This is a genomic window from Streptomyces sp. NPDC086023, assembly GCF_044540325.1.
Classification (GTDB): Bacteria; Actinomycetota; Actinomycetes; order Streptomycetales; family Streptomycetaceae; genus Streptomyces.
The window spans coordinates 265,451-288,650 of sequence record NZ_JBITRX010000006.1; the positions used below are offsets into that span (position 1 = coordinate 265,451).

19 protein-coding genes are annotated in these 23,200 nt (G+C 74.6%); 10 read left to right on the top strand and 9 right to left on the bottom strand.

Annotation, left to right across the window (positions count from 1 at the left end; all coding sequences use genetic code 11):
- Positions 1-37 precede the first annotated feature (37 nt).
- Together ACIF6F_RS14955 and ACIF6F_RS14960 are read left to right on the top strand one after the other, a co-directional pair.
- Positions 38-1,306, top strand: a complete 1,269-nt coding sequence (locus ACIF6F_RS14955; RefSeq protein ID WP_399946200.1) for a hypothetical protein — start codon at positions 38-40, stop codon at positions 1,304-1,306.
- 19 nt (positions 1,307-1,325) lie between these two features.
- On the top strand, positions 1,326-1,862 hold the full coding sequence (locus tag ACIF6F_RS14960) for a TQO small subunit DoxD (RefSeq protein ID WP_399946203.1): 537 nt from the start codon (positions 1,326-1,328) through the stop codon (positions 1,860-1,862).
- On the opposite strand, the gene ACIF6F_RS14965 is transcribed toward ACIF6F_RS14960, so the two are convergent.
- Both ACIF6F_RS14965 and ACIF6F_RS14970 read right to left on the bottom strand, forming a co-directional pair.
- Positions 1,856-2,101 carry a hypothetical protein gene (locus ACIF6F_RS14965; protein WP_399946206.1) on the bottom strand — a complete coding sequence of 82 codons (246 nt, stop codon included), beginning with the start codon at positions 2,099-2,101 and terminating at the stop codon, positions 1,856-1,858. The genes ACIF6F_RS14960 and ACIF6F_RS14965 overlap by 7 nt on opposite strands.
- The gene (locus ACIF6F_RS14970) at positions 2,088-3,452 is read right to left on the bottom strand and encodes a PspC domain-containing protein (RefSeq protein WP_399946209.1); all 1,365 of its coding nucleotides are present in this window, start codon (positions 3,450-3,452) and stop codon (positions 2,088-2,090) included. The genes ACIF6F_RS14965 and ACIF6F_RS14970 overlap by 14 nt, the downstream gene beginning before the upstream one ends.
- Before the next feature lie 131 nt (positions 3,453-3,583).
- On the opposite strand from ACIF6F_RS14970, the gene ACIF6F_RS14975 reads away from it, so the two are divergent.
- Positions 3,584-4,876, top strand: a complete 1,293-nt coding sequence (locus ACIF6F_RS14975; protein ID WP_399946211.1) for a PspC domain-containing protein — start codon at positions 3,584-3,586, stop codon at positions 4,874-4,876.
- 14 nt (positions 4,877-4,890) lie between these two features.
- The gene (locus ACIF6F_RS14980; RefSeq protein WP_399946531.1) at positions 4,891-5,586 is read left to right on the top strand and encodes a LuxR C-terminal-related transcriptional regulator; all 696 of its coding nucleotides are present in this window, start codon (positions 4,891-4,893) and stop codon (positions 5,584-5,586) included.
- A 21-nt stretch (positions 5,587-5,607) separates the two neighbouring features.
- On the opposite strand, the gene ACIF6F_RS14985 is transcribed toward ACIF6F_RS14980, so the two are convergent.
- A complete protein-coding gene (locus ACIF6F_RS14985; protein ID WP_399946214.1) occupies positions 5,608-6,090 on the bottom strand; it encodes a MarR family winged helix-turn-helix transcriptional regulator in 483 nt (160 codons plus the stop codon).
- 123 nt (positions 6,091-6,213) lie between these two features.
- On the opposite strand from ACIF6F_RS14985, the gene ACIF6F_RS14990 reads away from it, so the two are divergent.
- Positions 6,214-6,777 (top strand): NADPH-dependent FMN reductase, encoded by a 564-nt coding sequence (locus ACIF6F_RS14990; protein WP_399946217.1) that lies wholly within the window; start codon positions 6,214-6,216, stop codon positions 6,775-6,777.
- A gap of 33 nt (positions 6,778-6,810) precedes the next feature.
- On the opposite strand, the gene ACIF6F_RS14995 is transcribed toward ACIF6F_RS14990, so the two are convergent.
- Positions 6,811-7,893 (bottom strand): NlpC/P60 family protein, encoded by a 1,083-nt coding sequence (locus tag ACIF6F_RS14995; protein ID WP_399946220.1) that lies wholly within the window; start codon positions 7,891-7,893, stop codon positions 6,811-6,813.
- A gap of 192 nt (positions 7,894-8,085) precedes the next feature.
- On the opposite strand from ACIF6F_RS14995, the gene ACIF6F_RS15000 reads away from it, so the two are divergent.
- A complete protein-coding gene (locus ACIF6F_RS15000) occupies positions 8,086-8,439 on the top strand; it encodes a hypothetical protein (RefSeq protein WP_399946223.1) in 354 nt (117 codons plus the stop codon).
- Between the two features lie 107 nt (positions 8,440-8,546).
- On the opposite strand, the gene ACIF6F_RS15005 is transcribed toward ACIF6F_RS15000, so the two are convergent.
- Positions 8,547-9,650: an NlpC/P60 family protein gene (locus ACIF6F_RS15005; protein ID WP_399946226.1), complete on the bottom strand. Its 1,104-nt coding sequence runs from the start codon at positions 9,648-9,650 to the stop codon at positions 8,547-8,549.
- 171 nt (positions 9,651-9,821) lie between these two features.
- On the opposite strand from ACIF6F_RS15005, the gene pcrA reads away from it, so the two are divergent.
- Positions 9,822-12,359, top strand: coding sequence for a DNA helicase PcrA (gene pcrA, locus ACIF6F_RS15010; protein WP_399946228.1), 2,538 nt, complete (start codon positions 9,822-9,824; stop codon positions 12,357-12,359).
- Positions 12,360-12,482: 123 nt separating this feature from the next.
- Here pcrA and ACIF6F_RS15015 read toward each other — a convergent pair whose 3' ends face one another.
- A complete protein-coding gene (locus ACIF6F_RS15015; RefSeq protein WP_399946231.1) occupies positions 12,483-14,090 on the bottom strand; it encodes a M23 family metallopeptidase in 1,608 nt (535 codons plus the stop codon).
- A gap of 264 nt (positions 14,091-14,354) precedes the next feature.
- On the bottom strand, positions 14,355-15,170 hold the full coding sequence (locus ACIF6F_RS15020; RefSeq protein ID WP_399946234.1) for an esterase/lipase family protein: 816 nt from the start codon (positions 15,168-15,170) through the stop codon (positions 14,355-14,357).
- A gap of 222 nt (positions 15,171-15,392) precedes the next feature.
- On the opposite strand from ACIF6F_RS15020, the gene ACIF6F_RS15025 reads away from it, so the two are divergent.
- Positions 15,393-15,806, top strand: coding sequence for a cobalamin B12-binding domain-containing protein (locus ACIF6F_RS15025; RefSeq protein ID WP_399946236.1), 414 nt, complete (start codon positions 15,393-15,395; stop codon positions 15,804-15,806).
- A 532-nt stretch (positions 15,807-16,338) separates the two neighbouring features.
- Here the strand turns inward: ACIF6F_RS15025 and ACIF6F_RS15030 are convergent.
- The gene (locus tag ACIF6F_RS15030; protein WP_399946239.1) at positions 16,339-17,913 is read right to left on the bottom strand and encodes a DUF5691 domain-containing protein; all 1,575 of its coding nucleotides are present in this window, start codon (positions 17,911-17,913) and stop codon (positions 16,339-16,341) included.
- 89 nt (positions 17,914-18,002) lie between these two features.
- Positions 18,003-19,349, bottom strand: coding sequence for an SWIM zinc finger domain-containing protein (locus ACIF6F_RS15035; RefSeq protein WP_399946241.1), 1,347 nt, complete (start codon positions 19,347-19,349; stop codon positions 18,003-18,005).
- A gap of 124 nt (positions 19,350-19,473) precedes the next feature.
- Between ACIF6F_RS15035 and ACIF6F_RS15040 the strand changes: the two genes are divergently transcribed.
- Together ACIF6F_RS15040 and ACIF6F_RS15045 are read left to right on the top strand one after the other, a co-directional pair.
- The gene (locus tag ACIF6F_RS15040) at positions 19,474-20,580 is read left to right on the top strand and encodes an AAA family ATPase (protein ID WP_399946244.1); all 1,107 of its coding nucleotides are present in this window, start codon (positions 19,474-19,476) and stop codon (positions 20,578-20,580) included.
- Positions 20,577-22,850: a DUF5682 family protein gene (locus ACIF6F_RS15045; protein WP_399946246.1), complete on the top strand. Its 2,274-nt coding sequence runs from the start codon at positions 20,577-20,579 to the stop codon at positions 22,848-22,850. Before ACIF6F_RS15040 ends, ACIF6F_RS15045 begins: the two co-directional genes overlap by 4 nt.
- Positions 22,851-23,200: the final 350 nt, after the last annotated feature.

Genomic DNA, 23,200 nt, shown 5'->3' on the forward strand with positions numbered 1-23,200 from the left:
GCAGGCACTGCACGGTAGTTAGAGAGGCGGCACGTTCGTGGCTGTCCAAGAGATCCACCACCGAAGTACGCACGGCGGCGGCTGCACCTGCGACGACTGTCCGCACGGCGCCCGTGAGGGCCACCGCAGGGCCGTCGCCGCCTTCCTGGAACAGCGCGACGAGTTCGCCGCCGGCCAGGGGCTGCCCGCCGCCGTCGCCCGGTCCGCCGGAGCCTCCCGCCAGTGGGTCTCCGACGAGCTGACCCAGGCCGCGCGCACCGTGGCCGAGCGGGGCCGGGAGGCCGGGCACTCCTGGCTCTACCTGCTGTCGCGGCGCGCGGTGCTGGCCGTGTGGATCGCGGCCGGGGTGCTGCTGCTGGTCCAGGTCGGCACCGCCCTCGGGACCGGCTGGTCCACCGCCCGGACCGCAGGGCTGCTGTCGGCGCTGGTGCTGGCGGGGCTGCTCACCGTGGCCGCGCGGGCCCAGACCCTGCGGGGCGGGCTGCTCGCGCCGCTGGTCGGCGAGGACAACCGGCTGTCCACGTCCAAGGCGGTGCCCTGCGCCTGGGTGCTGGTGACGGCGTTCGCCGCGCTGCTGCCCGCGCTGCGGCTGGCCGCCAGCCCGCCCGGGCCCGAGCGGGACGCGCTGTACGCCGGGCTGGAGCTGCCGCGGGCGCTGCCGCTGCTCGCGGTGCTGGCGCTGACCTCGGCCGTCGCCGTGCTGGTGCGGCGCGTGGTCTCCGTACGGATCCTGTCGCAGCGGTTGCAGAAGCTGCCGGCCGACCGGCCGCGCGGGGCGGACCTGCTCACCGACGACGCCGGGCGGGGGAGCCTGCCCGACGCGCAGTACGTGCTGGTGGCCACCGTGACGCTGGGCTTCGTGGCCGTGTCCCTGGCCCGCTACCCCGACCGGCTGCCGCACCTGCCCTGGTCGCTGGCGGTGCTGACGGCCCTGTCGGCCGGGGTGTACCTGGCCGCCAAGTACGCCGAGGGCTCGCGGCCCATGGTGCTGTCCGTGGTGCGCACGCGGGAGCCCGGGGACCTGGACGCCGCGATCCGCACCGGCGACGACATCGAGATCCGGGGCGTCGGGTTCGTGCCCGCCGGGGCGCAGACGCCGGAGATGCTGGCCCGGCTGGTGGTACGGATCGGCGCGGTGCACGTGCACGTCCCGCTGGTACCGGTGGCGGGCGGCTTCGCCAACCCCTCGGACCAGGTGCTGACCGTTCCGGTGCCCGCCGACGTGGAGCCCGGGCGGGTGGACGTGCAGGTGGTCACCGCGGCCGGGGTGGAATCCAACCGCTGCACCATCGACGTGGCCGAATAGAGCGGGTAGACATGGTGGCGTGACCGGACTCAAGCTCTCCGACCTCGCCGCACTCCGAGCGCGGGCCGCGCGCCACGCTCTCCTGCCGCTGCGCGTCTTCCTCGGCGTGACGTTCGTGTACGCCGGGCTGGACAAGCTGACGGACCCGGCCTTCCTGAAGGCCTCCGGCTCGGGCTCGATCGGCGAGCTGATGGACTCCGTGCGGGACAGCTCCGCGATCCCGGCCCTGGTCGACCTGGCACTGCTGTCGCCGGTGGGCTTCGCCGTGGTCCTCGCGATCGGCGAGATCCTGGTGGGCCTGGGCACCCTCGCCGGGCTGTTCGCCCGGGTGGCCGCCGCCGGCGGAGCGCTGATCTCACTCAGCCTCTGGCTCACCGTGAGCTGGCAGTCCGACCCGTACTACTACGGCAACGACCTGATCTACCTGATGTCCTGGCTGCCGCTGGTGCTCGCCGGGGCGCCCACCTTCTCGCTCGACGCCCTGCGCGCCGCACGCACGGGTGACCGGCCCCTGCCCCCGGCCGACGAGGCCGCTCCCGGCCCCGGGCCTCAGTAGCCCCGGCCCGGTCCGGAGGGCACGCCCTCGCCCGCCTCCGCCCGGCGCTGCCCGCGGCGCACGATGTACGCGGCCCAGCCGGCCAGCGCGGCCAGGGACAGACCCGCGCCGATCATCGGCACCAGCACCCACCAGGGGATCTCCAGGCCGCCCCGGGCGTCCACGGCGAACAGCACGCCGGCCACCAGCAGCACGATCCCGGCTATCAGCCGTCCCGGCTGGAACTCATGACGCCGCACGGGCCACCTCCACCTGTCCCACTCCTGCCTTCAGGTCCAGCTCGATGGTCCCGCCCGGCCGGCTCCCGGCAGCGGGCTCCAGCGTCACCGACTTCCGCTGGTCGGGGTGGACCTGGATGTCGTCGGCCTTCTCGCCGGGGAGCCGGATGTCCCCGAGGCCCAGGTCGATCTCGGTCCTGGCGGTCACCCCGGGCGGCAGGACGACCTTGAGCTTCCCCGCGCCGATCTCCACCGACACGGCCCGGGTCTGGCCCTTCGGCACCTCGATCCGGCTCAGGTCCAGTGTCGCCACGCCGGTGTCCGCCTCGTACCGCGGCTGCACCTGCGCCGCCGTGGCCGGGCGCCAGTACGTCCGCATCCACTCCGTGCCGATCTCGCGCGGCAGCGCCATGGACCCCATCAGCAGGCCGGCCGTGACGAGCGCCAGGAACATGCTGCCGAACCCGGTGCGGCCCTTGACCGAACTGACCGCGATGCCGAGCCCGAAGACCGCCAGCGCACAGGCCAGGCCTGCCTGCAGGGCGGTGCCCAGCGGGCTGGTGTCCCAGGTCAGGCCGGTGCCCAGGCCGCCCGCGAGGAGTGCGAGCAGGAAGATCCGGCCGCCGATACCGCCCGGCCGGGGCTCCGCCTCGCGCGGCGGAGCGGCCGCGGTCCCGCCCCAGGACGGCGTCGGCTCCTCCGCGCTGCGGTCCACGCCGGCGGCGTCCGGCGGCCCCCAGAGGTAGCCGACGCCCACGGGCCCGGTCGTGCCGTCCTTCACCAGCGGGTCCCGCCACCAGGACATGACGCCGCCCGGGACGGGCGGAGCCTGGGTCTCCGGCGGGGCCTCGGCGCGCACGTGCGCGGCGACCGACGCCTCCAGGCTGGTGTCCCCGGAGTCGGCGGGGCGCTTCTGCGACCAGTAGGCGGCGCCGACCATCGCCAGGACGACCAGCGCCGAGAAGACGCCCAGCCCGCCGTTGTCCAGCATCGACAGGAACACCGCGCAGCCCACCAGGGCCGCCAGCAGCGCGGCCAGCGTGGAGCCCTCGACCCGGCCGGTCAGCAGCCGGCGCGCCTCGTTCTCCTCCTCGCCCTCGGCGGGCAGCAGCAGCCAGGCGAAGCCGTAGAAGATGAGGCCCACGCCGCCGGTGACCGCCAGCACGCCCAGCACGACCCGGAAGACGACGGGGTCCATGTCGTAGTGACGGCCCAGGCCGCCGCAGACGCCCGCCAGCACGCGATTGCCGCGCGACCGGCGCAGAGGGGCGCGGTCTGCCGGCGCGCGGCCCGCCGGCGCGCGGCCCGGTTCGCGGCCCGGCGGCGGGGCACCGGCGGAAGCCGGGGTCGGGGAGTCGGAAGGCTCGGTCATGGCTCCATGGTGACGGGCGCGCGAACCACGGGACATCAGGCCTGACCCTGGCGCAACCCTGATATCCCCCGGGGAGAACTGGGGGGATGCCCTGATGCCCCGGGCCGCGCACACGTGTGACCATCGGTGCCATGCCAGCAGCAGCGCCGCGCGTCGCGCACCCCGTGCCCGAGCCCGAAGAGCAGCCACTGCGCAAGCTGTACCGCAGCGCCGACGGGCGGATGCTGGGCGGCGTCGCGCGGGGGCTCGCCGGGCACCTCGGGCTGCCCGTCCTGTGGGTGCGCCTGGCGTTCCTGGCCCTGTTCCTCTTCGGGGACGGGCTCGGTGTGCTGCTGTACGCCGCGTTCTGGGTGTTCGTACCGCTGGGCGTGGGCGGCTCCGCGGGGAAGGACCGCTCCCCGTTCGAGCGGCTGCCCGACGGGCGGCGCAGGCTCCGCCGGCCCGAGCGCGGCCAGGTCGCCGCGCTGATAGCCCTGGCCGTCGGCGCCGCGATCTTCATCTCCAAGGTGCAGTTCGGCGGCCAGTCGGGCCGGTACGTCTGGCCCGCCCTGCTCGTCGCCGCGGGCGTCGTCCTGGTCTGGCGGCAGGCGGACAACGCGAGGCGGGCCCACTGGAGCGACGTGTCGCGCCGCCACAGCAGGCTGCTGCCCCTGGCCCGGGCGCTGGCCGGGGTGGCCCTCGTCGGGGTCGGCGTCACCGTGTTCATCGTGGTCCGCGGCTCGGCGGCCCAGCTGGGGAACGTCCTGACCGCGGCCCTCGCCGTCCTCGTCGGCATCGCGCTGCTGGCCGGTCCCTGGCTGATCCGGATGACCCAGGACCTCTCCGAGGAGCGCCTGATGCGCATCCGCGCCCAGGAGCGAGCAGAGGTGGCCGCCCACGTCCACGACTCGGTGCTGCACACGCTCACGCTCATCCAGCGGAACGCGGAGGACGCGGGCGAGGTGCGGCGGCTGGCCCGCGCCCAGGAGCGCGAGCTGCGCAACTGGTTGTACAAGCCGGAGGGCACGGGCAAGGACGAGGCCGAGGCGCCGGAGACGCTGGCGGAGGCGGTCAAGAAGACGGCCGCGGAGGTCGAGGACCACCACGGCGTCCCGATCGAGGTCGTGGTGGTCGGCGACTGCCCGCTCGACGAACGCCTGGGCGCCCAGGTCCAGGCCGCGCGCGAGGCGATGGTGAACGCCGCGAAGTACGGTGGCCAGGGCGGCCCGGTACAGGTGTACGCAGAGGTCGAAGGGGACACGGTCTTCGTGTCGGTCCGCGACCGGGGACCCGGTTTCGACCTCGACGCGGTACCGGACGACCGGATGGGCGTACGAGAATCGATCATCGGCCGGATGCAGCGGAACGGCGGGACCGCGCGGCTGCGGTCCGTGCCGGACGGCGGCACGGAAGTCGAGCTGGAGATGGAGAGGGCGCCGCAATGAGCGGGGTAGAGGGCATGAGCGAGGACGGCACGGCGACGGGCGGGACGGACCGCAGGGTCCGGGTGGTGCTCGTCGACGACCATCGGATGTTCCGCGCGGGCGTCCAGGCGGAGATCGGTGAGACCGGGCGGACCGGCGTCGAGGTCGTCGGCGAGGCGGCCGACGTGGACCAGGCGGTCACGGTCATCACGGCCACCCGCCCCGAGGTGGTCCTGCTCGACGTCCACCTGCCGGGCGGCGGCGGCGTCGAGGTGCTGCGGCGGTGCGCCCCCCTGATGGCGGCGGCCGAGCGGCCCGTGCGCTTCCTGGCGCTCTCGGTCTCGGACGCGGCCGAGGACGTCATCGGCGTGATCAGGGGCGGCGCCCGCGGGTACGTCACCAAGACGATCACGGGCACCGACCTGGTCGACTCGATCTTCCGGGTGCAGGACGGGGACGCTGTGTTCTCGCCCCGCCTGGCGGGCTTCGTGCTGGACGCCTTCGCCTCGACGGACGCGCCGCCGGTGGACGAGGACCTCGACCGGCTGACGCAACGGGAGCGCGAGGTGCTCAGGCTGATCGCGCGCGGGTACGCGTACAAGGAGATCGCCAAGCAGCTGTTCATCTCGGTCAAGACGGTCGAGTCGCACGTCTCCGCGGTGCTGCGCAAGCTCCAGCTCTCCAACCGGCACGAGTTGACCCGCTGGGCCACCGCCCGCCGGCTGGTCTGACCGGGAGGCCCGGCCCGGGCCTCAGGACTTCCTCCGCACCCCCAGGCGCCGCGCGATGTTCTCGCCGATGCCGGCCAGCGCGTCCAGTTCCTCGGGGGTGAGCAGGTCGATCAGGTGGCGCCGGACCGAGGCGACGTGCAGCGGCGCCGCCTCCCGGATGGTGGCCAGGCCGGCATCGGTCAGCACCACCTCGGCGCCCCGCCCGTCCCCCGCGACCTCCTCACGGCGGACCAGCCCGCGCTGCTCCATCCGGGTGAGGTGGTGGGACAGCCGGCTCCGCGACCACTGCATGAGTTCGGCCAGCGCCGTGATCCGCATCCGGGTGCCGTCGGTCCCGCTGAGCACGGACAGTACGTCGTAATCCGGCTCGGAGAGGTTGCTGTCCGTGCCGAGATCGCGCGAGATCTCCGCGTTGACCAGGGGAAACATCCGCCGCCACGCGTACCACGCGTCCTGCTCCCGGCTGGTCAGCCAGCGGGGCTCGGGGGAGGCGGATTCGGTCATGCTTTCACTCTAGCCCAGTAGGTGACGTGTCACCTATCTAGTTGACATGTCATCAAGTTCGGGATTCCATGGGCTCGATCAGTTGGTGACACGTCAACAATCTTCTGCACCCGGAGGGCTCCCATGCCGCGCCTGCTCGTTCTGTCCGCCAGCACCCGCACCACCTCCAACGGCCGCCCGTTCGCCCGCTGGATCGCCGACACCGCCCGCGCCCACGCCGGCTTCCAGGTGGAGTTCACGGATCTCGGCGAGCTGGCCCTGCCGCTCCTCGACGAGCCCGAGTACGCCTCCACGGGCATCTACCACCACGAGCGCACCCGCGACTGGAGCGCCGTAGCCGGCGCGGCCGACGCCTTCGTCTTCGTCATGCCGATGTACAACGGCGGCTTCACCGCGCCCCTGAAGAACGCCCTCGACCACCTCTACGCGGAGTGGCAGGGCAAGCCGGTCGGCCTCGTCAGCTACACCGCCGGCCCCACCGGCGGCACCCCGGCCGTCGAGATGATCCTTCCGGTCCTCGGCAACCTCGGCCTCAAGCCGGCCGGCCGCCGGATCGCCGTGCCCGCCATCCACGAGCACGTCGTCGGGGGCGCCTTCACCGCCCCCGACGGCCTCGCCGACGAACTCGGCGCCCTGCTCGACGAGCTGGCCAAGCGGACCGTCAGCGAGACCGTCGAGGCGAAGTAGCGCCCCGCGGGGAGGGGCGCCCGGCCCGGCCCGTCAGACGGGCCGGGCCGCCCCCGCCCAGGGCATGTCGTCGATCGACGCCACCCGCACGGTGCTGCCCGGGCGCGGGGCGTGGATCATCTTGCCGCCGCCGATGTACAACCCCACATGGCTCACCCCGGAGTAGAAGAACACCAGGTCACCAGGGGCGAGTTGGCTGCGCGAGATCCGGCTCCCCGTATTGATCTGCGTGTACGTCGTCCTGGGCAGCGTCACCCCGGCCGACCGCCAGGCGGCCTGGGTCAGCCCGGAGCAGTCGTACGCGTTCGGGCCGGTCGCCCCCCACACGTACGGCTTGCCGATCGCCCCGTACGCGAAGGCCACCGCCTGGGCGGCGCGCGAGCTGGGCGCCGCGACCGCCTTGGCCGGGGGCGGCGCCACGGTCCGGCCGGCCGAACGGGCCGCACGGGCCGCCGGATCGGCCGAGCCGCCGCCGTGGCCGTCCTCGGCCTCGATCCGGGCGCGCTGCTCGGCGGTGAGCCGGTTCAGCAGTCGCTTGGCCTCGGCCAGTTTGCCCTCGACGGTGGCCTTGTGGCGGGCGAGCCGGGTCTGCTGGGTGCGGAGGTCGGCCAGCGTGGCGGCGGCCTTGTCCTGGAGGGCGCGCACCTCGTGCACCTGACGGCGCACGGCGGCGATCTCGGCGGCGTTCCGGTCGCCCGCGCGCTCGATCAGCGCGGCCCTGGCCAGGTACTCCTCGGGGTCGTCCGCGAGGGCCAGCTGCATGGCCGGGCCGAGGCTTCCGCTGCGGTACTGCGAGGCGGCGAGCGAACCGAGGGCGTTCCGCGCCGTGTTGAGCTTCGCCGTCTTCCGGGCGGCCTCGTCGCGCAGCGCGTCGAGCGAACGCTGGGCCCTGCCGGTCTTCTCCCTCGCCCCGTTGTACTGCTCGGTGGCCGCTTCGGCCTCCTCGTACAGGCGGTCCACCTTGGCCTTGACCTGGGCCGGAGTGAGGCCGGGCTCCGCCTGTGAGGAGCCGTCGAACAGGGTGGCGGTCGCAGCGCCCGCGAGGGCGAGGGTGGCGGCGGTCCGTACGGTGCCGCCGGTCAGCGGGCGCTGCCTGGGCTTTCGATGGCTGGCCACGAGGGCATTCACGTCCTTCCGTAGGCGCGGCGCCCCGAGGGGCACGGCTTCTTGGGGGAGGACGCTAAACCTCCAGGTAACGGCCGGATGACGAGTTGACCGGAAGTGATCCAGTCCTAGGGGTGGATGACCGGAACTGACGGAACCGACCCCTGCGCGGGCCCGGAATCGCCCGGACCGTAGGCTCGCCGCATGGACGTACTCACCAATGTCTTCGTCGGGCTCCACATCGTCGGCATCGCCTCGCTGCTGGGCGGGTTCCTCACCCAGATGAAGGCGATGGGCGCCGGCACGGCCAGGTTCGTCCCCGCGATGCTGCACGGCGCGCTGACGATGCTGGTGACGGGCGTGGCCCTGGTCGGCTTCAACGAGATGCAGGACCACAGCCTCAACAACATCAAGATCGGTGTGAAGCTGGCGATCCTGTTCGTCATCCTCGCGCTGGTCTACGTCAAGCGGGACGAGGAGAGCGTGCCGAAGGGCATGTTCGGCGCCGTCGGCGGCCTGACCCTGGCCAACGTCTTCATCGCCGTCCTCTGGACCTGAGCACGCCCCCGCCGGGCGCGACGGTGCCGGGCGCGACGGTGCCGGACCGGCGTCCGCACGTGGCGGGAGATGCCCCTCGCCGTCGGCGATGAGGAGGGCCGCCGCCCTCAGAAGGGCCGGACCCTGCCGTACATCGGCTGGTAGTGGATCGAGTCCTCGCGGACGTACGCGCCGGGGCGCGGCGCGTGGATCATTCGGCCGCCCCCGATGTACAGCCCCACGTGCGAGATGTCGTCGTAGAAGAAGACCAGGTCGCCCGGGACCAGGTCCGCCGTCGCGATCCGGGGTCCCGCCTCGGCCTGCTCCCAGGTGGTGCGCGGCAGGTCCACGCCGGACGCCCGCCAGGCGGCCTGGGTCAGCCCGGAGCAGTCGTACGAGGTCGGGCCGGTCGCCCCCCACACGTACGGCTTGCCCAGCTGCGCCCGTGCGAAGGCGACCGCTCGCGCCCCGCGCGTCGAGGGCGTGGGTGCCGGGGTGCCCGGGTCCCGCCGCTCCCGCTGCGCCGCCGCCTCGCGCCGCGCCGCCTCGCGCCGCGTGTCCGCCCGCCGCCGGGCCTCCTCCGCCCGCTCCAGCTCCGCGAGCCGGGCCCGCTCCTCGGCCGTCAGCCGGGCCAGCAGCCCGCGCGCCGCGGACAGTTTCGCCTGCACCTCCGCCTTGCGCCGCCGCAGCTCGGTCTGGGAAGCGCTCAGCTCCGCGAGCCGTTCCGCCGCCTCGGCACGCTCCCGCGAGGCCGCCGCCTGCCGGGTGGCGAGACCCGCGAGGGCGTCACGCTCCTCGCCGCCGAGCCGGGCCAGTACGTGCTGCTGCGCGAAGTACGCCTGCGGGTCGTCGGCCAGCAGCAGCGTGGCCGTACCGCCCAGGCCGCCGCTGCGGTACCGGGCGGCCGCGAGGCTGCCGAGCCGGCGCCGGGCCTCGTTGAGCCGCTGCGCGTTCCGGGCCACCCGCTCCATCACGGCGTCCGCCGCGGCCCGCTGGGCGTCCGTACGCTCCTTCGCGGCGTCGTAGCGCTGCGTCGCCGCGCCCGCCTGCCGGTACAGCCCGTCCACCTGCTGCCGCACCTCCTCCACCGACGGGCGCGGCCCCGGCACCGCGGGCGCCGCCGCGGCGGTCTGGGACAGCAGGCCCAGCGAAGCCAGGGCGGCAGAGGCGCCGAGGGCGGGGGCGGTGGTGCGTATCGGGGTGTGCGGCTTGCGGTGGGACACGGCCGGCACGTCCTTCCGGGGCGACTTGGCGGAGCACGCTAGCGCCGGGCGGGACGGCTGGGAAGGGTCCGCGCGGAGGGTCACGCAACCGCCCCGCACCGTCGCCGTCCGTGTGTGACGCGTCTCCCCTCCCGGAACACGGGCCACGCTGTCGGTGCGGGCCCCTAGACTCGGAAGGCGATGAGCAGCCTCTTTGACGACAGCTTCCTGGCGGACCTGAGCCCCTCCGGCGAGGAGCCCCCGCCGCCCCCCGAGGAATACGGCCCGGAGGAGCCCGCGGACGACCTGTTCGGCGGGAAGTTCGACGTGCCCATGACCGGCGACGCGTACTACCGCGACGGCGCACCCAAGCCGGTCATCGACCCGGCCGCGCTGCTCGACGGGCTGAACGAACAGCAGCGCGCCGCCGTCGTGCACGCGGGATCGCCCCTGCTCATCGTCGCCGGCGCCGGCTCCGGCAAGACGCGCGTGCTCACCCACCGGATCGGCCACCTGCTGGCCGCGCGCAACGTCCACCCCGGCCAGATCCTCGCGATCACCTTCACCAACAAGGCCGCCGGTGAGATGAAGGAGCGCGTCGAGGGCCTGGTCGGCCCGCGGGCCAACGCGATGTGGGTGTCCACCTTCCACAGCGCCTGCGTCCGCATCCTGCGCCGCGAGTCCAAGCGGCTCGGCTTCACCTCGTCCTTCTCGATCTACGACGCGGCCGACTCCAAGCGCCTGATGGCCTTGGTCTGCCGCGACCTGGACCTGGACCCGAAGAAGTTCCCGCCGAAGTCCTTCAACGCCAAGATCTCGAACCTCAAGAACGAGCTGATCGACGAGGAAGCCTTCGCCGACCAGGTGGCCGGGGGCACCTCCCAGACGGAGTCTGGGGGAGGGTTCGAGAAGACCCTTGCCCAGGCCTACGCGATGTACCAGGCCCGGCTGCGCGAGGCCAACGCCCTGGACTTCGACGACATCATCATGACCACGGTCCACCTCCTCCAGGCCTTCCCGGACGTGGCCGAGCACTACCGACGCCGCTTCCGGCACGTCCTGGTCGACGAGTACCAGGACACCAACCACGCCCAGTACACGCTCGTACGCGAACTGGTCGGCGCGGGCTACGACGACCTGCCCCCGGCCGAGCTGTGCGTGGTGGGTGACGCGGACCAGTCCATCTACGCCTTCCGCGGCGCGACCATCCGCAACATCCTTCAGTTCGAGGAGGACTACCCCGAGGCCACGACGATCCTGCTGGAGCAGAACTACCGCTCCACACAGACGATCCTCTCCGCGGCCAACGCGGTCATCGAGCGGAACGAGAACCGCCGCCCGAAGAACCTGTGGACCGACGCAGGCACCGGCGCGGGCATCACGGGCTACGTCGCGGACACCGAGCACGACGAGGCGCAGTTCGTCGCGGACGAGATCGACCGCCTCACGGACGCGGGCCACGCGAAGGCCGGCGACGTGGCGGTCTTCTACCGCACCAACGCCCAGTCCCGTGTGTTCGAGGAGATCTTCATCCGGGTCGGCCTGCCGTACAAGGTCGTCGGCGGCGTGCGGTTCTACGAGCGCAAGGAGGTCCGGGACATCCTGGCCTACCTGCGGGTCCTCGCCAACCCCGAGGACAACGTCCCGCTCCGCCGGATCCTGAACGTCCCCAAGCGCGGCATCGGCGAGCGCGCCGAGGCGATGATCGACGCCCTCGCCCACCGTGAGCGGATCACCTTCCCGCAGGCCCTGCGGCGCGTGGACGAGGCGTACGGCATGGCCGCGCGCTCGGCCAACGCCGTCAAGCGCTTCAACGTGCTGATGGAGGAGCTGCGCACCATCGTCGAGTCCGGCGCGGGCCCGGCCACGGTGCTGGAGGCGGTCCTGGAGCGTACGGGCTACCTCGCCGAGCTGCAGGCCTCCACCGACCCGCAGGACGAGACCCGGATCGAGAACCTCCAGGAACTCGCGGCCGTGGCGCTGGAGTTCGAGCAGGAGCGCGGGGCGGCCGCGGAGGCGGCGGAAGCGGACGGCGCCGCGGCCGGTGGGACGACGACCGGGACCCTGGCCGAGTTCCTGGAGCAGGTTGCCCTGGTCGCCGACTCCGACCAGATCCCCGACGAGGACGAGGAGGGCAGCGGCGTCATCACGCTGATGACGCTGCACACCGCCAAGGGCCTGGAGTTCCCCGTGGTCTTCCTGACCGGCATGGAGGACGGCGTGTTCCCGCACATGCGGGCCCTCGGCCAGGTCAAGGAGCTGGAGGAGGAGCGGCGGCTGGCGTACGTCGGCATCACCCGCGCTCGCGAGCGGCTGTACCTCACGCGCTCGTCGATGCGCAGTGCGTGGGGCACGCCCTCGTACAACCCGCCCTCGCGCTTCCTGGAGGAGATCCCGGAGAAGTACCTGGAGTGGAAGCGCACCGGCGCGCAGAAGCCGGCCGGTCCCGTGTCGGGGCTGGGCTCGCGCGGCGGCCGAGGCTCTTTCGGGACCTCGCCGGAGGCCTTCCTGTCCAGCTCGCGGACCAAGGCCGGGCCCTCCGGCTTCGCCACGCGCCGGGCCGCCGACAAGCCGGTGATCTCGCTGTCGGTGGGGGACCGGGTCACCCACGACCAGTTCGGGCTGGGCACGGTCATGGAGGTCAAGGGGGCGGGCGCGGACGCGCAGGCCACCATCGACTTCGGGGACGCCAAGCCCAAGCGGCTGCTGCTGCGGTACGCGCCGGTGCAGAAGCTCTGACGCGCAGGACGCGGAAACGGGGGAGGGCCCGGGCTGGGAAGCCCGGGCCCTCCCCCATTGAGGTCGTGAACCATGCGGTCGGCGAACCCTGCGGTCGGCGGTCCGTGGGGTCGGCGGTCCGTCCTACGTCGGGTCGAGACCGTGGCTGCGCAGCCACGTCAGCGGGTTGATCGACGCGCCGCCGCCCGGACGCACCTCGAAGTGGAGGTGCGGGCCGGTGGAGTTGCCGGAGTTGCCCGAGTACGCGATGACGTCACCGGCCTTGACGGTGCCGGACCGGAAGCGCGTGCTGCTCAGGTGGCAGTACCAGGTCTCGGTGCCGTCGGGGGCGGTGACTATGGCCATGTTGCCGTAGGCGCTGTTCCACTGGGTGCGCACGGTGCCGTCGGTGGCGGCCATGACCGGGGTGCCGTACGAGACCGGGAAGTCGATGCCGGTGTGCAGCGACATCCAGTTGACGCCGGACTGGCCGTACATGGCGCTCAGGCCGTGCCGGGCCACCGGGAGCGCGAACTTGGGGCGCAGCGCCTCCTTGCGGGCCGCCTCCTCCGCGCGCTTCTTGCGCTCCTGCTCGGCGCGTTCGCGCAGGTCGATACGTTCCTGTGTGCGGCTCGCGCGGTCCGCGAAGTCACCCGCGTCGGCGCTGAGCGCGGCGAGCTGGGTGTCGAGCTTGCTGTTGGCGGCGACCGGCTTGACCGAGGCCGGGTCGGGCGCGGAGAGGGTCTTGGCCTCCTCGACGGGGGCCTGGCCCGTCAGCCCGCCGACCGAGGCGGCGGCGACGCCGGCCACGCCCATGACACAGGCCGACGGCACGGCGACGGTCAGCAGCGCGGAGCGCTTGGCGGGGGTGCGGCGGCGGCCCCGGCCGCCGTTCTGGGCGGCGGCCGTGCGGCGGGCGGCGCGGGGCGCGGGGGTGAGGATCTCGGGAGTGGTGTCCGCGGCCTCGGGGGCCGCGTCCTCCGCCTCGAAGTCGAAGTCCAGCTCGATCTCGCCGACCATCGTGGCGGCGGCCGCGAAGGCGACCTGGTCGGCGGACGGGCCCTCGACCGCGGGGCCCTCGGACTCGGGGGCGGGCGGTGCGGCCGGCGTCGGCTCGGAGTACTCGGAGTACGCGGAGAGGTCGACGTAGGTCTGCGTGGCGTCGTACTGCGGGGTGGGCTGGTGCTCCGGGTACTGCTGCTGCGCGTACGGGTCGGCCGACGTGTCGTAGGCCGTCGCGGCCGTGTCGTAGGCGGCCGTCGTCGTGTCGTACGCGGGCTCGTAGCCGCCGTTCCAGGCGGTGGCGTCGTACGCGCCGGTCTCGGAGCCCGGCGTCGCCCAGTGGCCGGAGTGCTGGCCCGAGGGGTCGTACGCGAACGGTTCGGGCTGCTGCTGGTGCGCGGTCTGCCAGGCGTTCGCGGCCCACTGGCCGGTGGCGTCGTCCGGGGTCAGCTGCGCCGGGATGGCGCCGAGGTGGTTCTCCTGCGAGGTCCAGGCGGTGGCGTCGTAGTGGCCCGACTGCCCGGCGTCGTAGCCGGTCGCGTAGGCCGTGTCCTGGGTGCCGTAGGCCTCGTGGGGCTGCTGCGTGCCGTACGCCGCGTAGGGGTCGTACTCGTACGAGGGGTAGGCCGCCTGCTGCGTTCCGTAGCCGCTGTCGAGGGACCCGAAGAGCGGGTCACCGGCGAAGGTGCTGGTGGAAAGGCCGTCGTACCCGGCATGCGGGTAGTGGCCCGACGATGGGCGGTCGTTCACCAACTTCTCTTTCGCCTCGGCGGTGGGGGCCTGGGTGGCCGGGGAGGTGAGAGGTTCCCCGGAGGAGAGCAGTGGCGTGACTGTACCCGGCGGTTACAGGCATCGACAATCTTCGGCAGGTTTTGGGCATTCAGGAACCGGGCATTCAGCCGCCTTTCGGCCGACCCGAAGTCGAGGCTTGGCCTGAGGTTCGAATCACGTTCGAACGATTTTTGCTGGGTGTTGGCCGAAAAGCGCCGGATGGTCCCGGGTGTGCGGGGGGAATCAGGCGACCGAGATCGAACCGGACGCAGCCCCCGGCTCCAGGAGCGTCCCGGGCGCGTCGCCGGACAGGATCCGGCGGACGTGCGCCGCCACGGCGGGGTGTGCCGGCAGGGCGAGGTGGCCGATGCCGGTGACCTGGATGTTCTCGGTGATCAGGTCGGGGTGGTCGAGGCGGGCGGTCGTCACCGGCACCATCAACTGGTCCAGATCGGTCCAGAAGGAGGCGAACCGGGTCTGGCAGCCGGGGGCCGGGGCCGCAAGCTCCGTGAGGAGCGCGGAGTCCGGGCGCATCTGACGCACCAGCGGGTGGGCGTCCATCAGGGGTGCGATCCGGGTGCCGTGGTGCGGAGTGCCCAGGGTGACCACCGCGCGGACCCGTGCGTCGCCGCCGAGCCGCTGGACGTAGTACCGCGCGACCAGGCCGCCGAGGCTGTGGCCGACCAGGTCCACGCGGTCCTGCCCGGTGTGGACGAGCACTTCCTCGACCTGCCTGGCCAGCCGGCGGGCGGCGGCGCGGAGGTCGGTGGTGAGCGGGGAGTAGTTCAGCGTCTCGACGTGGTGGCGGCCGCCCTCCGCGAGGACGCGGCGCAGCAGGAGGAAGACGGATCGGTTGTCCGTGAAGCCGTGCAGCAGGACCACCGGCGGGCGCGGCGTGCCGCGCAACGAGACCTCGTCCGGGTGCGGGGGCCGGGGTGCGGCGGGTCGGCGCTCCGCGAGCACGCCCGTCGGGTACACCAGCAGGTGGGCGGCGAGGATGGCCAGTTCCAGCACGGTGGCACGGAGCGCGGTCGTCGGCAGCTTGTGTGACAGGCCCATGGCCGACCTCCCGAAATGATCTCCGGAGTTCGGCATCGGCATGCCGCGCCACCGCGCCGCGCGGCTGACGGCACGGTGGCGTGGCGACCTCGTCGCGGCTCCCCTTGCGATCGTGTCCCACCGTGTGATTTCCCCCTCGGGGAGTGCCGCGAAACGGTGGCGTGCGGGATGCTGTCCTTAACGTTCGTTTACTTCGACAGCGCAGTCGGCATGGAGGCAGTGATGGGTGTGACCGGTCCGATCCGTGTGGTGGTGGCCAAGCCGGGTCTCGACGGCCACGACCGCGGCGCGAAGGTGATCGCCCGTGCGCTCCGTGACGCGGGCATGGAGGTCATCTACACGGGTCTCCACCAGACCCCCGAGCAGATCGTCGACACCGCGATCCAGGAGGATGCGGACGCGATCGGCCTGTCGATCCTGTCCGGCGCGCACAACACGCTCTTCGTGAAGGTGATCGACCTGCTCAAGGAGCGCGACGCGGAGGACATCCTGGTCTTCGGCGGCGGCATCATCCCGGAGGCCGACATTCCGCCGCTGAAGGCGAAGGGCGTGGCCGAGATCTTCACGCCGGGCGCCACCACGACGTCGATCGTCGACTGGGTTCGCGCGAACGTCCGCCACCCGGCCGAGGCGTAACCCCTCCCGGGCGGTCCGGGGTTCACGCCGAGCCGAGCCGAGCCGAGCCGAGCCGAGCCGAGCCGAGCCGAGCCGAGCCGAGCCGAGCCGAGCCGAGCCGAGCCGGGCCGTGGCGCGGCCCCGGCCGGGAAACACCGGGCTGTCCCGGGCGTCCCCGCCGGCCGGAACGCGCCGGCCCGCCGGCACCCCGATGCCGTGTGGCTCCCGATCGTGGGTGCGGCCCCTCGACGTGAGACCGCCGTAGCCGTAGCCGTGGACGCGGCGGGCTCGGGACCCGGGCCTGCCGCGACCTTCGCCGGAACGGCACGGCGTGGCTTGGGCCGGGCGAGCCACTCGCCGCGCGGCGCGCGTACGGGCCCAGGGCCGCGAGCGCACGGGCGACGCGAGGGCGGCCGCCCGGGCGGAGGCCACGCCGGCCCGTCCCCCGCGCCGCGCGGGTGCTGACCCGGGGGCGTGAGCCCCTGCTGCGACGAACCGGTCCCGGCGGGCGCGTTGCCGTGTGTGGCGGGTAGGGCGCGCTTCGGGGGTGGGGTCAAGAGAGTTCGGTCAGCATCGTGGCGCGGAGCCGCAGGGTCGAGACGAGGCGCTGGAAGGCTTCGGTCCAGTAGCCGCCGGCGCCGGGGGCCGTGCCGTCCGGCTCCTCCGGAGCCGCCGTCAGCGCCTCCAGGCGCACCGCCTCCGCCGGGTCCAGGCAGCGCTCCGCCAGGCCCATCACCCCGCTGAAGCTCCACGGGTAACTCCCCGCGTCCCGGGCGATGTCCAGCGCGTCCACCACCGCCCGCCCCAGCGGCGGGGCCCATGGCACCGCGCACACCCCCAGCAGCTGGAACGCCTCCGAGAGCCCGTGGGCCGCCACGAACTCGGCCACCCACCCGGCGCGTTCCCCGCCCGGCAGCGCCTCCAGCAGCTTCGCCCGCTCCGCCAGCGACGCGGTGCCAGGACCGGCCGCGGGCGGCGCCGCGGGGGAGCCCAGCAGCGCCCGGGACCAGTCGGCGTCCCGCTGCCGCACCGCAGCCCGGCACCACGCCGCGTGTACGTCCTCGGCCCAGCCGTCGGCTATCGGCAGCGCCACGATCTCCGCCGGGCCCAGCCCCCCGAACCGCTCGCGCCAGCAGTCCAGCGGCGCCGCCTCGACCAGCTGCCCCAACCACCAGGACCGCTCCCCGCGCCCCGCCGGAGGACGCTCCACCACGCCGTCCCTCCGCATCCCCGCATCGCACTCCGTCGGCGCCGACACCCCCTCGGGCCCCACGCAGGCCAGCGCCCGCTCCGCCATCCGCGCGGCCAGCGCCGACCGCGGCAGCGCGGACAGCAGCTCCGCGGCCGTGGCCCGGACGTTCCGGCTGCGGTCGCCCAACGCCCGCTCAAGGAAAGGCTCGTCCGCATCCGAAAGACCCGCCCGCAGCGAGTCCAGGAACATCAGCCGGTCCTCGGCCCGCTCGGCCCCCCACGTCGTCTCCAGCAGCTCCCGCGCCGCCGCCGCGTCGTAAGCCCGTACCGACGCCAGCAGCGCCACGCGCTCCGCGAACAGCCCCTCCTCCCACAGCTGCGCCACCGCCGCCGCGTCCGACGGCTCCGGCAGCCCGGTGCCGCCCGCCCCGCTGCGCAGCGCGAACCGCCAGTCGGAGTTCAGCCGGGCCAGCCACCGACCCCGCGCGCCCGCCAGCTCCAGCGCCGCCGGCCGCAGGTCCGTACGGGCCCGCGCCGCGTCCAGCAGCGCCGGCAGCAGCGCCGCCGGGGCCTGATAGCCCCGCGCGTTCGCCGTCGCGAGCCACTGCGGCAGCAGCTCCGTCAGGTCCGGCAGCACTCCCCGCCCGGCACCGCCCCCGCCCGTCCGGCCCGCCAGCAGCTGCCCCAGCCGCCGTCGCGCGGCCTCCGGCAGCTCCGGCCGCGGATCCTCGGCCGCGGGCTCCGGCCGCGGCCGGGCCGGCGCGGGCCGCAGCCCCGCCCTGCGTCGCACCGTCTGCAGGGCCGCCGCGTCCAGCAGCCCCTCGGGCGAGCCCCCGCCGGCCCCCTCGCGCCTGCGCTCGGTGCCCAGCAGCGCCGCGGTGACCAGGCCCTCCCAGTCCGTCGCCCGCCACCCGTCCACGACCGCGTCCGCCGCCATCGCGTCCTCCCCTCGTCGTCCCTGCGTATCAGTCCGCCCCCGGCCCCGCCCCGGTCCGGCCCCCTCCTCCGGGCCGGGGCGGGAGCCCCTCACACCAGCGCCACGGCGTCGGCCGAACCCGGCGTCCACGCCGTCAGCGGTGTGAAGCCCTGGTGCCCGCACTCTCCGAACACCGTCAGCGGCCCGCCCCCCGACAGCGCCGCCAGTTGCCACTGCCCGGTCCGCGAGCGCACGTCCCGGCTCAGCGGCAGCGCCGATTCCCCGTCCCTGTCGGCCAGTTGCCAGGCGGGCTCGCCCGGCACGGGTATGACCCCCGCCAGCACCACCGGCCAGGCGTCCAGCCACGGGTCCTCGCGCAGCGCCGCGCCGTACAGGTCGAGCGCCGCCCCCGTGCTCACCCCCGGCGGTGCCCCCGCATCCGCCACCGGCGCGCCGGACCGCTCGCCCAGGTCCACGCGGAGCTGCCCCGCCCCCGCGTGGTACGTCGCCTCCGCGTCCAGCACCAGCCCCACGGGCAGCGACAGCCGCGGTGGCCGGCCCGCCGGGCCGAAGTCCAGCACCATCGCGGCCCGCCCCGAAGCCACCCCCCGCAGCCACACGCGCCGGGTCGTCAGCCGCCCGTCCGGCGAGACCGAGTCGTACTGGGACAGCACCTGCCACCGGTCCCGCACCACCGGGCCCGTCGCGACCCCCGGCAGCCCCACGCGCGTCCGCACCGTGGCCGCCAGTGGCTCCGGCAGCGCGGACACCCCCATCCAGGCCCGGTCCAGCAGGTGCAGCAGCGCGCACTCCTCCAGCATCCGCACCGGCCAACCCGGCCCGGACGCCGGCACCGTGCCCAACTCCCGCACCCGTGCCGCCAGCCCGGGAGCCTGCGCGTCCACCATGCGGGCCGCCGTCTCCTCCCACAGCGCGTACCCCGCCCGTTCCTGGCCGGCCAGGCCGCCCCGCAGCAGGTCGGCGAGCCGCTGCTCCAGCTCCGCGACGCCCGCCCCGATCCGCTCCGCACGCCGCGCGGCCCGTCGCCTGGCCGCCTCCGGATCGGCCGGCCCGTCCCCCGCGTCGCCCTCCTTCCGCTTCGCCGCCCGCTCCGCGCGCGCCCCGAGCCACTCGCCCGCCCAGTCCGGTGCCTCTGCCGCCTCCGGCACGGCGTCCCCGTCCGCCGCCCAGAGCAGCAGCAGCCCGATCGCGTGCTTGCACGGGAACTTCCGGCTCGGGCACGAGCACGAGTACGCGGGCCCGGTCAGGTCCACCACCGTGCGGTACGGCCTGCTGCCGCTGCCCTTGAACTGCCCCCAGACGGCACCGGAAGCGGAACCTCCGGTCTCTGACCACGGCCCCGCTCCGCCGAGCCTGCTTCCCGCCTTGCGCGACGCCTCGTCAGGAGCCAGAGACAGCACCTGTTCCGACGTCCAGCGCACCCCCTGCTGAGTCATGCCAACGACCGTAGGCCCGGCCACTGACAATCGCCCTGACCTGCAACGACGCCTGGAACGAAGGGTGTTGTCAGTGGGGTGGTGCACCGTGGAAACCACACGGCACGACTTGGAGGGGGAAGCCATGACCACGCCCGAGAACAGCACCGGCGCACAGGCGCTGCGACCGCATGCCGAGGACGCCTTCGCGGCGGAACTGAAGGCCCTCGCGGCCGCCGACGACCGGGCCCGGCCGGCCCGCTGGAAGCTGTCCCCGTGGGCCGTCGCCACGTACCTGCTCGGCGGCACGCTGCCCGACGGCACGGTCATCACACCCAAGTACGTCGGACCGCGCCGCACCGTCGAGGTCGCCGTCACCACCCTGGCCACCGACCGGGCCCTGCTGCTCCTCGGCGTGCCCGGCACGGCCAAGACCTGGGTGTCGGAACACCTCGCGGCCGCCGTCAGCGGCGACTCCACCCTGCTCGTACAGGGCACGGCGGGCACCCCCGAGGAGGCCATCAGGTACGGCTGGAACTACGCCCGGCTCCTCGCCCACGGCCCCAGCCGCGAGGCACTCGTGCCCAGCCCCGTCATGCGGGCCATGGCCGAGGGCATGACCGCGCGCGTCGAGGAGCTGACCCGCATCCCCGCCGACGTCCAGGACACCCTCATCACCGTCCTGTCCGAGAAGACCCTGCCCATCCCCGAACTCGGCGAAGAGGTGCAGGCCGTACGCGGGTTCAACCTCATCGCCACCGCCAACGACCGCGACCGCGGGGTCAACGAGCTGTCCAGCGCGCTGCGCCGCCGCTTCAACACCGTCGTGCTGCCGCTGCCCGCCACCCCCGAGGCCGAGGTCGACATCGTCGCCCGCCGGGTGGACCAGATGGGGCGCTCGCTCGACCTCCCCACGGGGCCCGACGGCATCGACGAGATCCGGCGCGTCGTCACCGTCTTCCGCGAGCTGCGGGACGGCGTCACCGCCGACGGCCGCACCAAGGTCAAGACCCCCAGCGGCACCCTGTCCACCGCCGAGGCGATCTCCGTCGTCACCAACGGCCTCGCGCTGGCCGCCCACTTCGGGGACGGCGTGCTGCGCCCCTCGGACGTGGCCGCCGGCATCCTCGGCGCCGTCGTCCGCGACCCGGCGGCCGACAAGGTCGTCTGGCAGGAGTACCTGGAGGCGGTCGTCCGCGAGCGCGAGGGCTGGAAGGACTTCTACCGCGCCTGCCGGGAGGTGACCGTATGACCGGGCCCGCCCTGCTGGGGGTGCGGCACCACGGTCCCGGTTCGGCCCGGGCGGTGCGGGCCGCGCTGGACGCCGTACGGCCCGCGGCCGTGCTGATCGAGGGCCCGCCCGAGGCCGACGACCTGCTGCCGCTGGCCGCCGACCCCGGGATGCGTCCCCCCGTCGCGCTGCTCGCCCACGTCGTGGACGACCCCGCCCGGGCCGCGTTCTGGCCGCTGGCCGAGTTCTCGCCCGAGTGGGTCGCCATCCGCTGGGCCCTGGACGTCGGCGTGCCGGTCCGCTTCATCGACCTGCCCGCCGCCCACACGCTGGCCGCCCGGCCGGACGGGGGCTCGGGCCCCGATCCGGAGGAGGCGGGGGCCGAGGGGGCGGAGGCCGAAGGGGCGGCCCTGCGGCTGGACCCGCTCGCCGTGCTCGCCGACGCCGCCGGTTACGACGACCCCGAGCGCTGGTGGGAGGACGCCGTCGAGCACCGCACCGGCGCCGGGCTCGCCGCCTTCGAGGCCGTGGGCGACGCCATGGCCGCCCTGCGCGAGGAGTACGGCCACGGCGGCGACCGGCGCGACCTGGTCCGCGAGGCGTACATGCGCCAGCGGATGCGGGCCGCCCGCCGCGAGTTCGGCGACGACTACGCCGTCGTCTGCGGCGCGTGGCACGTCCCCGCGCTGCGCGCGAAGACCACGGCCACGGCCGACCGGGCGCTGCTCACCGGGCTGCCCAAGGCCAAGGTCGAGCTGGCCTGGGTCCCGTGGACGCACCGCAGGCTCGCCCGCTCCTCCGGGTACGGCGCGGGGATCGCCTCCCCGGGCTGGTACGGACACCTCTTCGCGGCACCGGACCGGCCGGTGGAGCGCTGGCTGACGAGGGTCGCGGGGCTGCTGCGCGCGGAGGACAGGCAGGTCTCCTCGGCGCACGTCATCGAGGCGGTGCGGCTGGCCGGGACGCTCGCCGCCGTGCGGGACCGGCCGCTGCCGGGGCTCTCCGAGACCATGGACGCGGTGCGCGCGGTGATGTGCGAGGGCTCGGACGTCCCGCTCGCGCTGATCGAGGACCGGCTGGTCGTCGGCGACGCGCTGGGCGAGGTCCCGGACAGCGCGCCCGTGGTGCCCCTCCAGCGGGACCTGACCAAGCGCCAGCGCACGCTGCGGCTCAAGCCCGAGGCGCGCGACCGCGAGCTGGAGCTGGACCTCCGCGGCGAGACCGACGCGGCCCGCAGCCTGCTGCTGCACCGGCTCCGGCTGCTCGGAGTCCACTGGGGCGAGCCGGCGGCCTCGCGGGGCGGCACGGGCACGTTCCGGGAGACCTGGCGGCTGCGCTGGGAGCCCGAGCTGTCGGTGCGGGTGGCGGAGGCCGGCATCTGGGGCACCACCGTGCAGGCCGCCGCCGTGGCCAAGGCCGAGGCGGACGCGACAGCGGCGCAGGAGCTGGGCGAGGTCACCGCCCTCGCGGAGCGGTGCCTGCTGGCCGGGCTCGGCGAGGCGCTGCCGGCCGTCCTGCGGGTGCTCGCGGATCTCGCCGCGCTCGACACCGACGTGGCGGGGCTCGCCAAGGCGCTGCCCGCACTGGCGCGTTCGCTCAGGTACGGCGACGTACGGGGCACGGACACGGCCGCGCTGGGCACGGTCGCGGCGGGCCTCGCCGAGCGCATCTGCGTGGCCCTGCCCCCGGCCTGCGCGGCCGGCCTGGACGCCGACGCCGCGGAGGCGCTGCGGGGGCACGTGGACGCCGTGCACGGCGCGGTGGCCCTGCTGGAGACCGAGGGACTGCGGGAGCGGTGGGCCGCCGTGCTGAAGGGGCTCGCGGGGCGCGACGCGATACCCGGGGTGATCCGCGGCCGGGCGGCACGGCTGCTGCTGGACGAGGGGCGGCTGGAGCCGGATGAGACGGCCCGTCTGATGGGCCTGGCGCTCTCTCCGGCCACGCCGCCGGCCGACGCCGCGGGCTGGATCGAGGGCTTCGCCGGCGGCGCGGGGGGCGGCGGCACGCTGCTGGTCCACGACGAGCGGCTGCTGGGCCTGATCGATGCGTGGCTGACCTCCGTACCGGCGGGCGCGTTCACCAACGTACTGCCGCTGCTGCGGCGGACGTTCGGCGCGTACGAGCCGGGGGTGCGGCGCACGCTGGGCGAACTGGTACGCCGCGGCCCGGGCGCGGCCCCGGCCGCCACCGGAGCGGGCGCCGAGGGCTTCGCCGCTGACCTCGACCCGACCCGCGCCGACGCGGTGGTCCCGCTGATCACGCTGCTGCTGGGGGCGGGAGCCGCGGCCTGACGCGGGGCCCTGCGGGGCCGCCGGACGGGTGCGGCCGGGACCGCCCGGCGGGGGTGCGGGCGAGGAGTGGGGGCCGGACGGTCCGCCGGGGTGGCCGGGCAGGCCGCCGCCCCGGTGCCCGGGCAGGCCGCCGCCCCGGTGCCCGGGCAGCGGACCCGGGGCGGCTGCCTTCGCAGCAGGCGGCGGAAGACGAGCACGAACGCGAAACACGCAACGAACACGACGCAGGACGGCGCACGGAGGACGTGCGGACGACCCAGAGGGGGACGAGCGGATGAAGCACGCCGAGAACCACGCGGGCTTGTGGAGCGAACTGCCGACGGTGAATCCGGTGGGCGCGGGTGCGGCCA

Excerpts from the sequence above, each read along its gene's own strand:
- ACIF6F_RS15040 (WP_399946244.1), top strand. The coding sequence starts at position 19,474 with ATGACCACGCCCGAGAACAGCACCGGCGCACAGGCGCTGCGACCGCAT.
- ACIF6F_RS14975 (WP_399946211.1), top strand. The coding sequence starts at position 3,584 with ATGCCAGCAGCAGCGCCGCGCGTCGCGCACCCCGTGCCCGAGCCCGAA.
- ACIF6F_RS15020 (WP_399946234.1), bottom strand. The coding sequence starts at position 15,170 with ATGGGCCTGTCACACAAGCTGCCGACGACCGCGCTCCGTGCCACCGTG.
- ACIF6F_RS14980 (WP_399946531.1), top strand. The coding sequence starts at position 4,891 with ATGAGCGAGGACGGCACGGCGACGGGCGGGACGGACCGCAGGGTCCGG.
- ACIF6F_RS15045 (WP_399946246.1), top strand. The coding sequence starts at position 20,577 with ATGACCGGGCCCGCCCTGCTGGGGGTGCGGCACCACGGTCCCGGTTCG.
- ACIF6F_RS14970 (WP_399946209.1), bottom strand. The coding sequence starts at position 3,452 with ATGACCGAGCCTTCCGACTCCCCGACCCCGGCTTCCGCCGGTGCCCCG.
- ACIF6F_RS14990 (WP_399946217.1), top strand. The coding sequence starts at position 6,214 with ATGCCGCGCCTGCTCGTTCTGTCCGCCAGCACCCGCACCACCTCCAAC.
- ACIF6F_RS15000 (WP_399946223.1), top strand. The coding sequence starts at position 8,086 with ATGGACGTACTCACCAATGTCTTCGTCGGGCTCCACATCGTCGGCATC.
- ACIF6F_RS15035 (WP_399946241.1), bottom strand. The coding sequence starts at position 19,349 with ATGACTCAGCAGGGGGTGCGCTGGACGTCGGAACAGGTGCTGTCTCTG.
- ACIF6F_RS14985 (WP_399946214.1), bottom strand. The coding sequence starts at position 6,090 with ATGACCGAATCCGCCTCCCCCGAGCCCCGCTGGCTGACCAGCCGGGAG.
- ACIF6F_RS15025 (WP_399946236.1), top strand. The coding sequence starts at position 15,393 with ATGGGTGTGACCGGTCCGATCCGTGTGGTGGTGGCCAAGCCGGGTCTC.
- ACIF6F_RS15030 (WP_399946239.1), bottom strand. The coding sequence starts at position 17,913 with ATGGCGGCGGACGCGGTCGTGGACGGGTGGCGGGCGACGGACTGGGAG.
- pcrA (WP_399946228.1), top strand. The coding sequence starts at position 9,822 with ATGAGCAGCCTCTTTGACGACAGCTTCCTGGCGGACCTGAGCCCCTCC.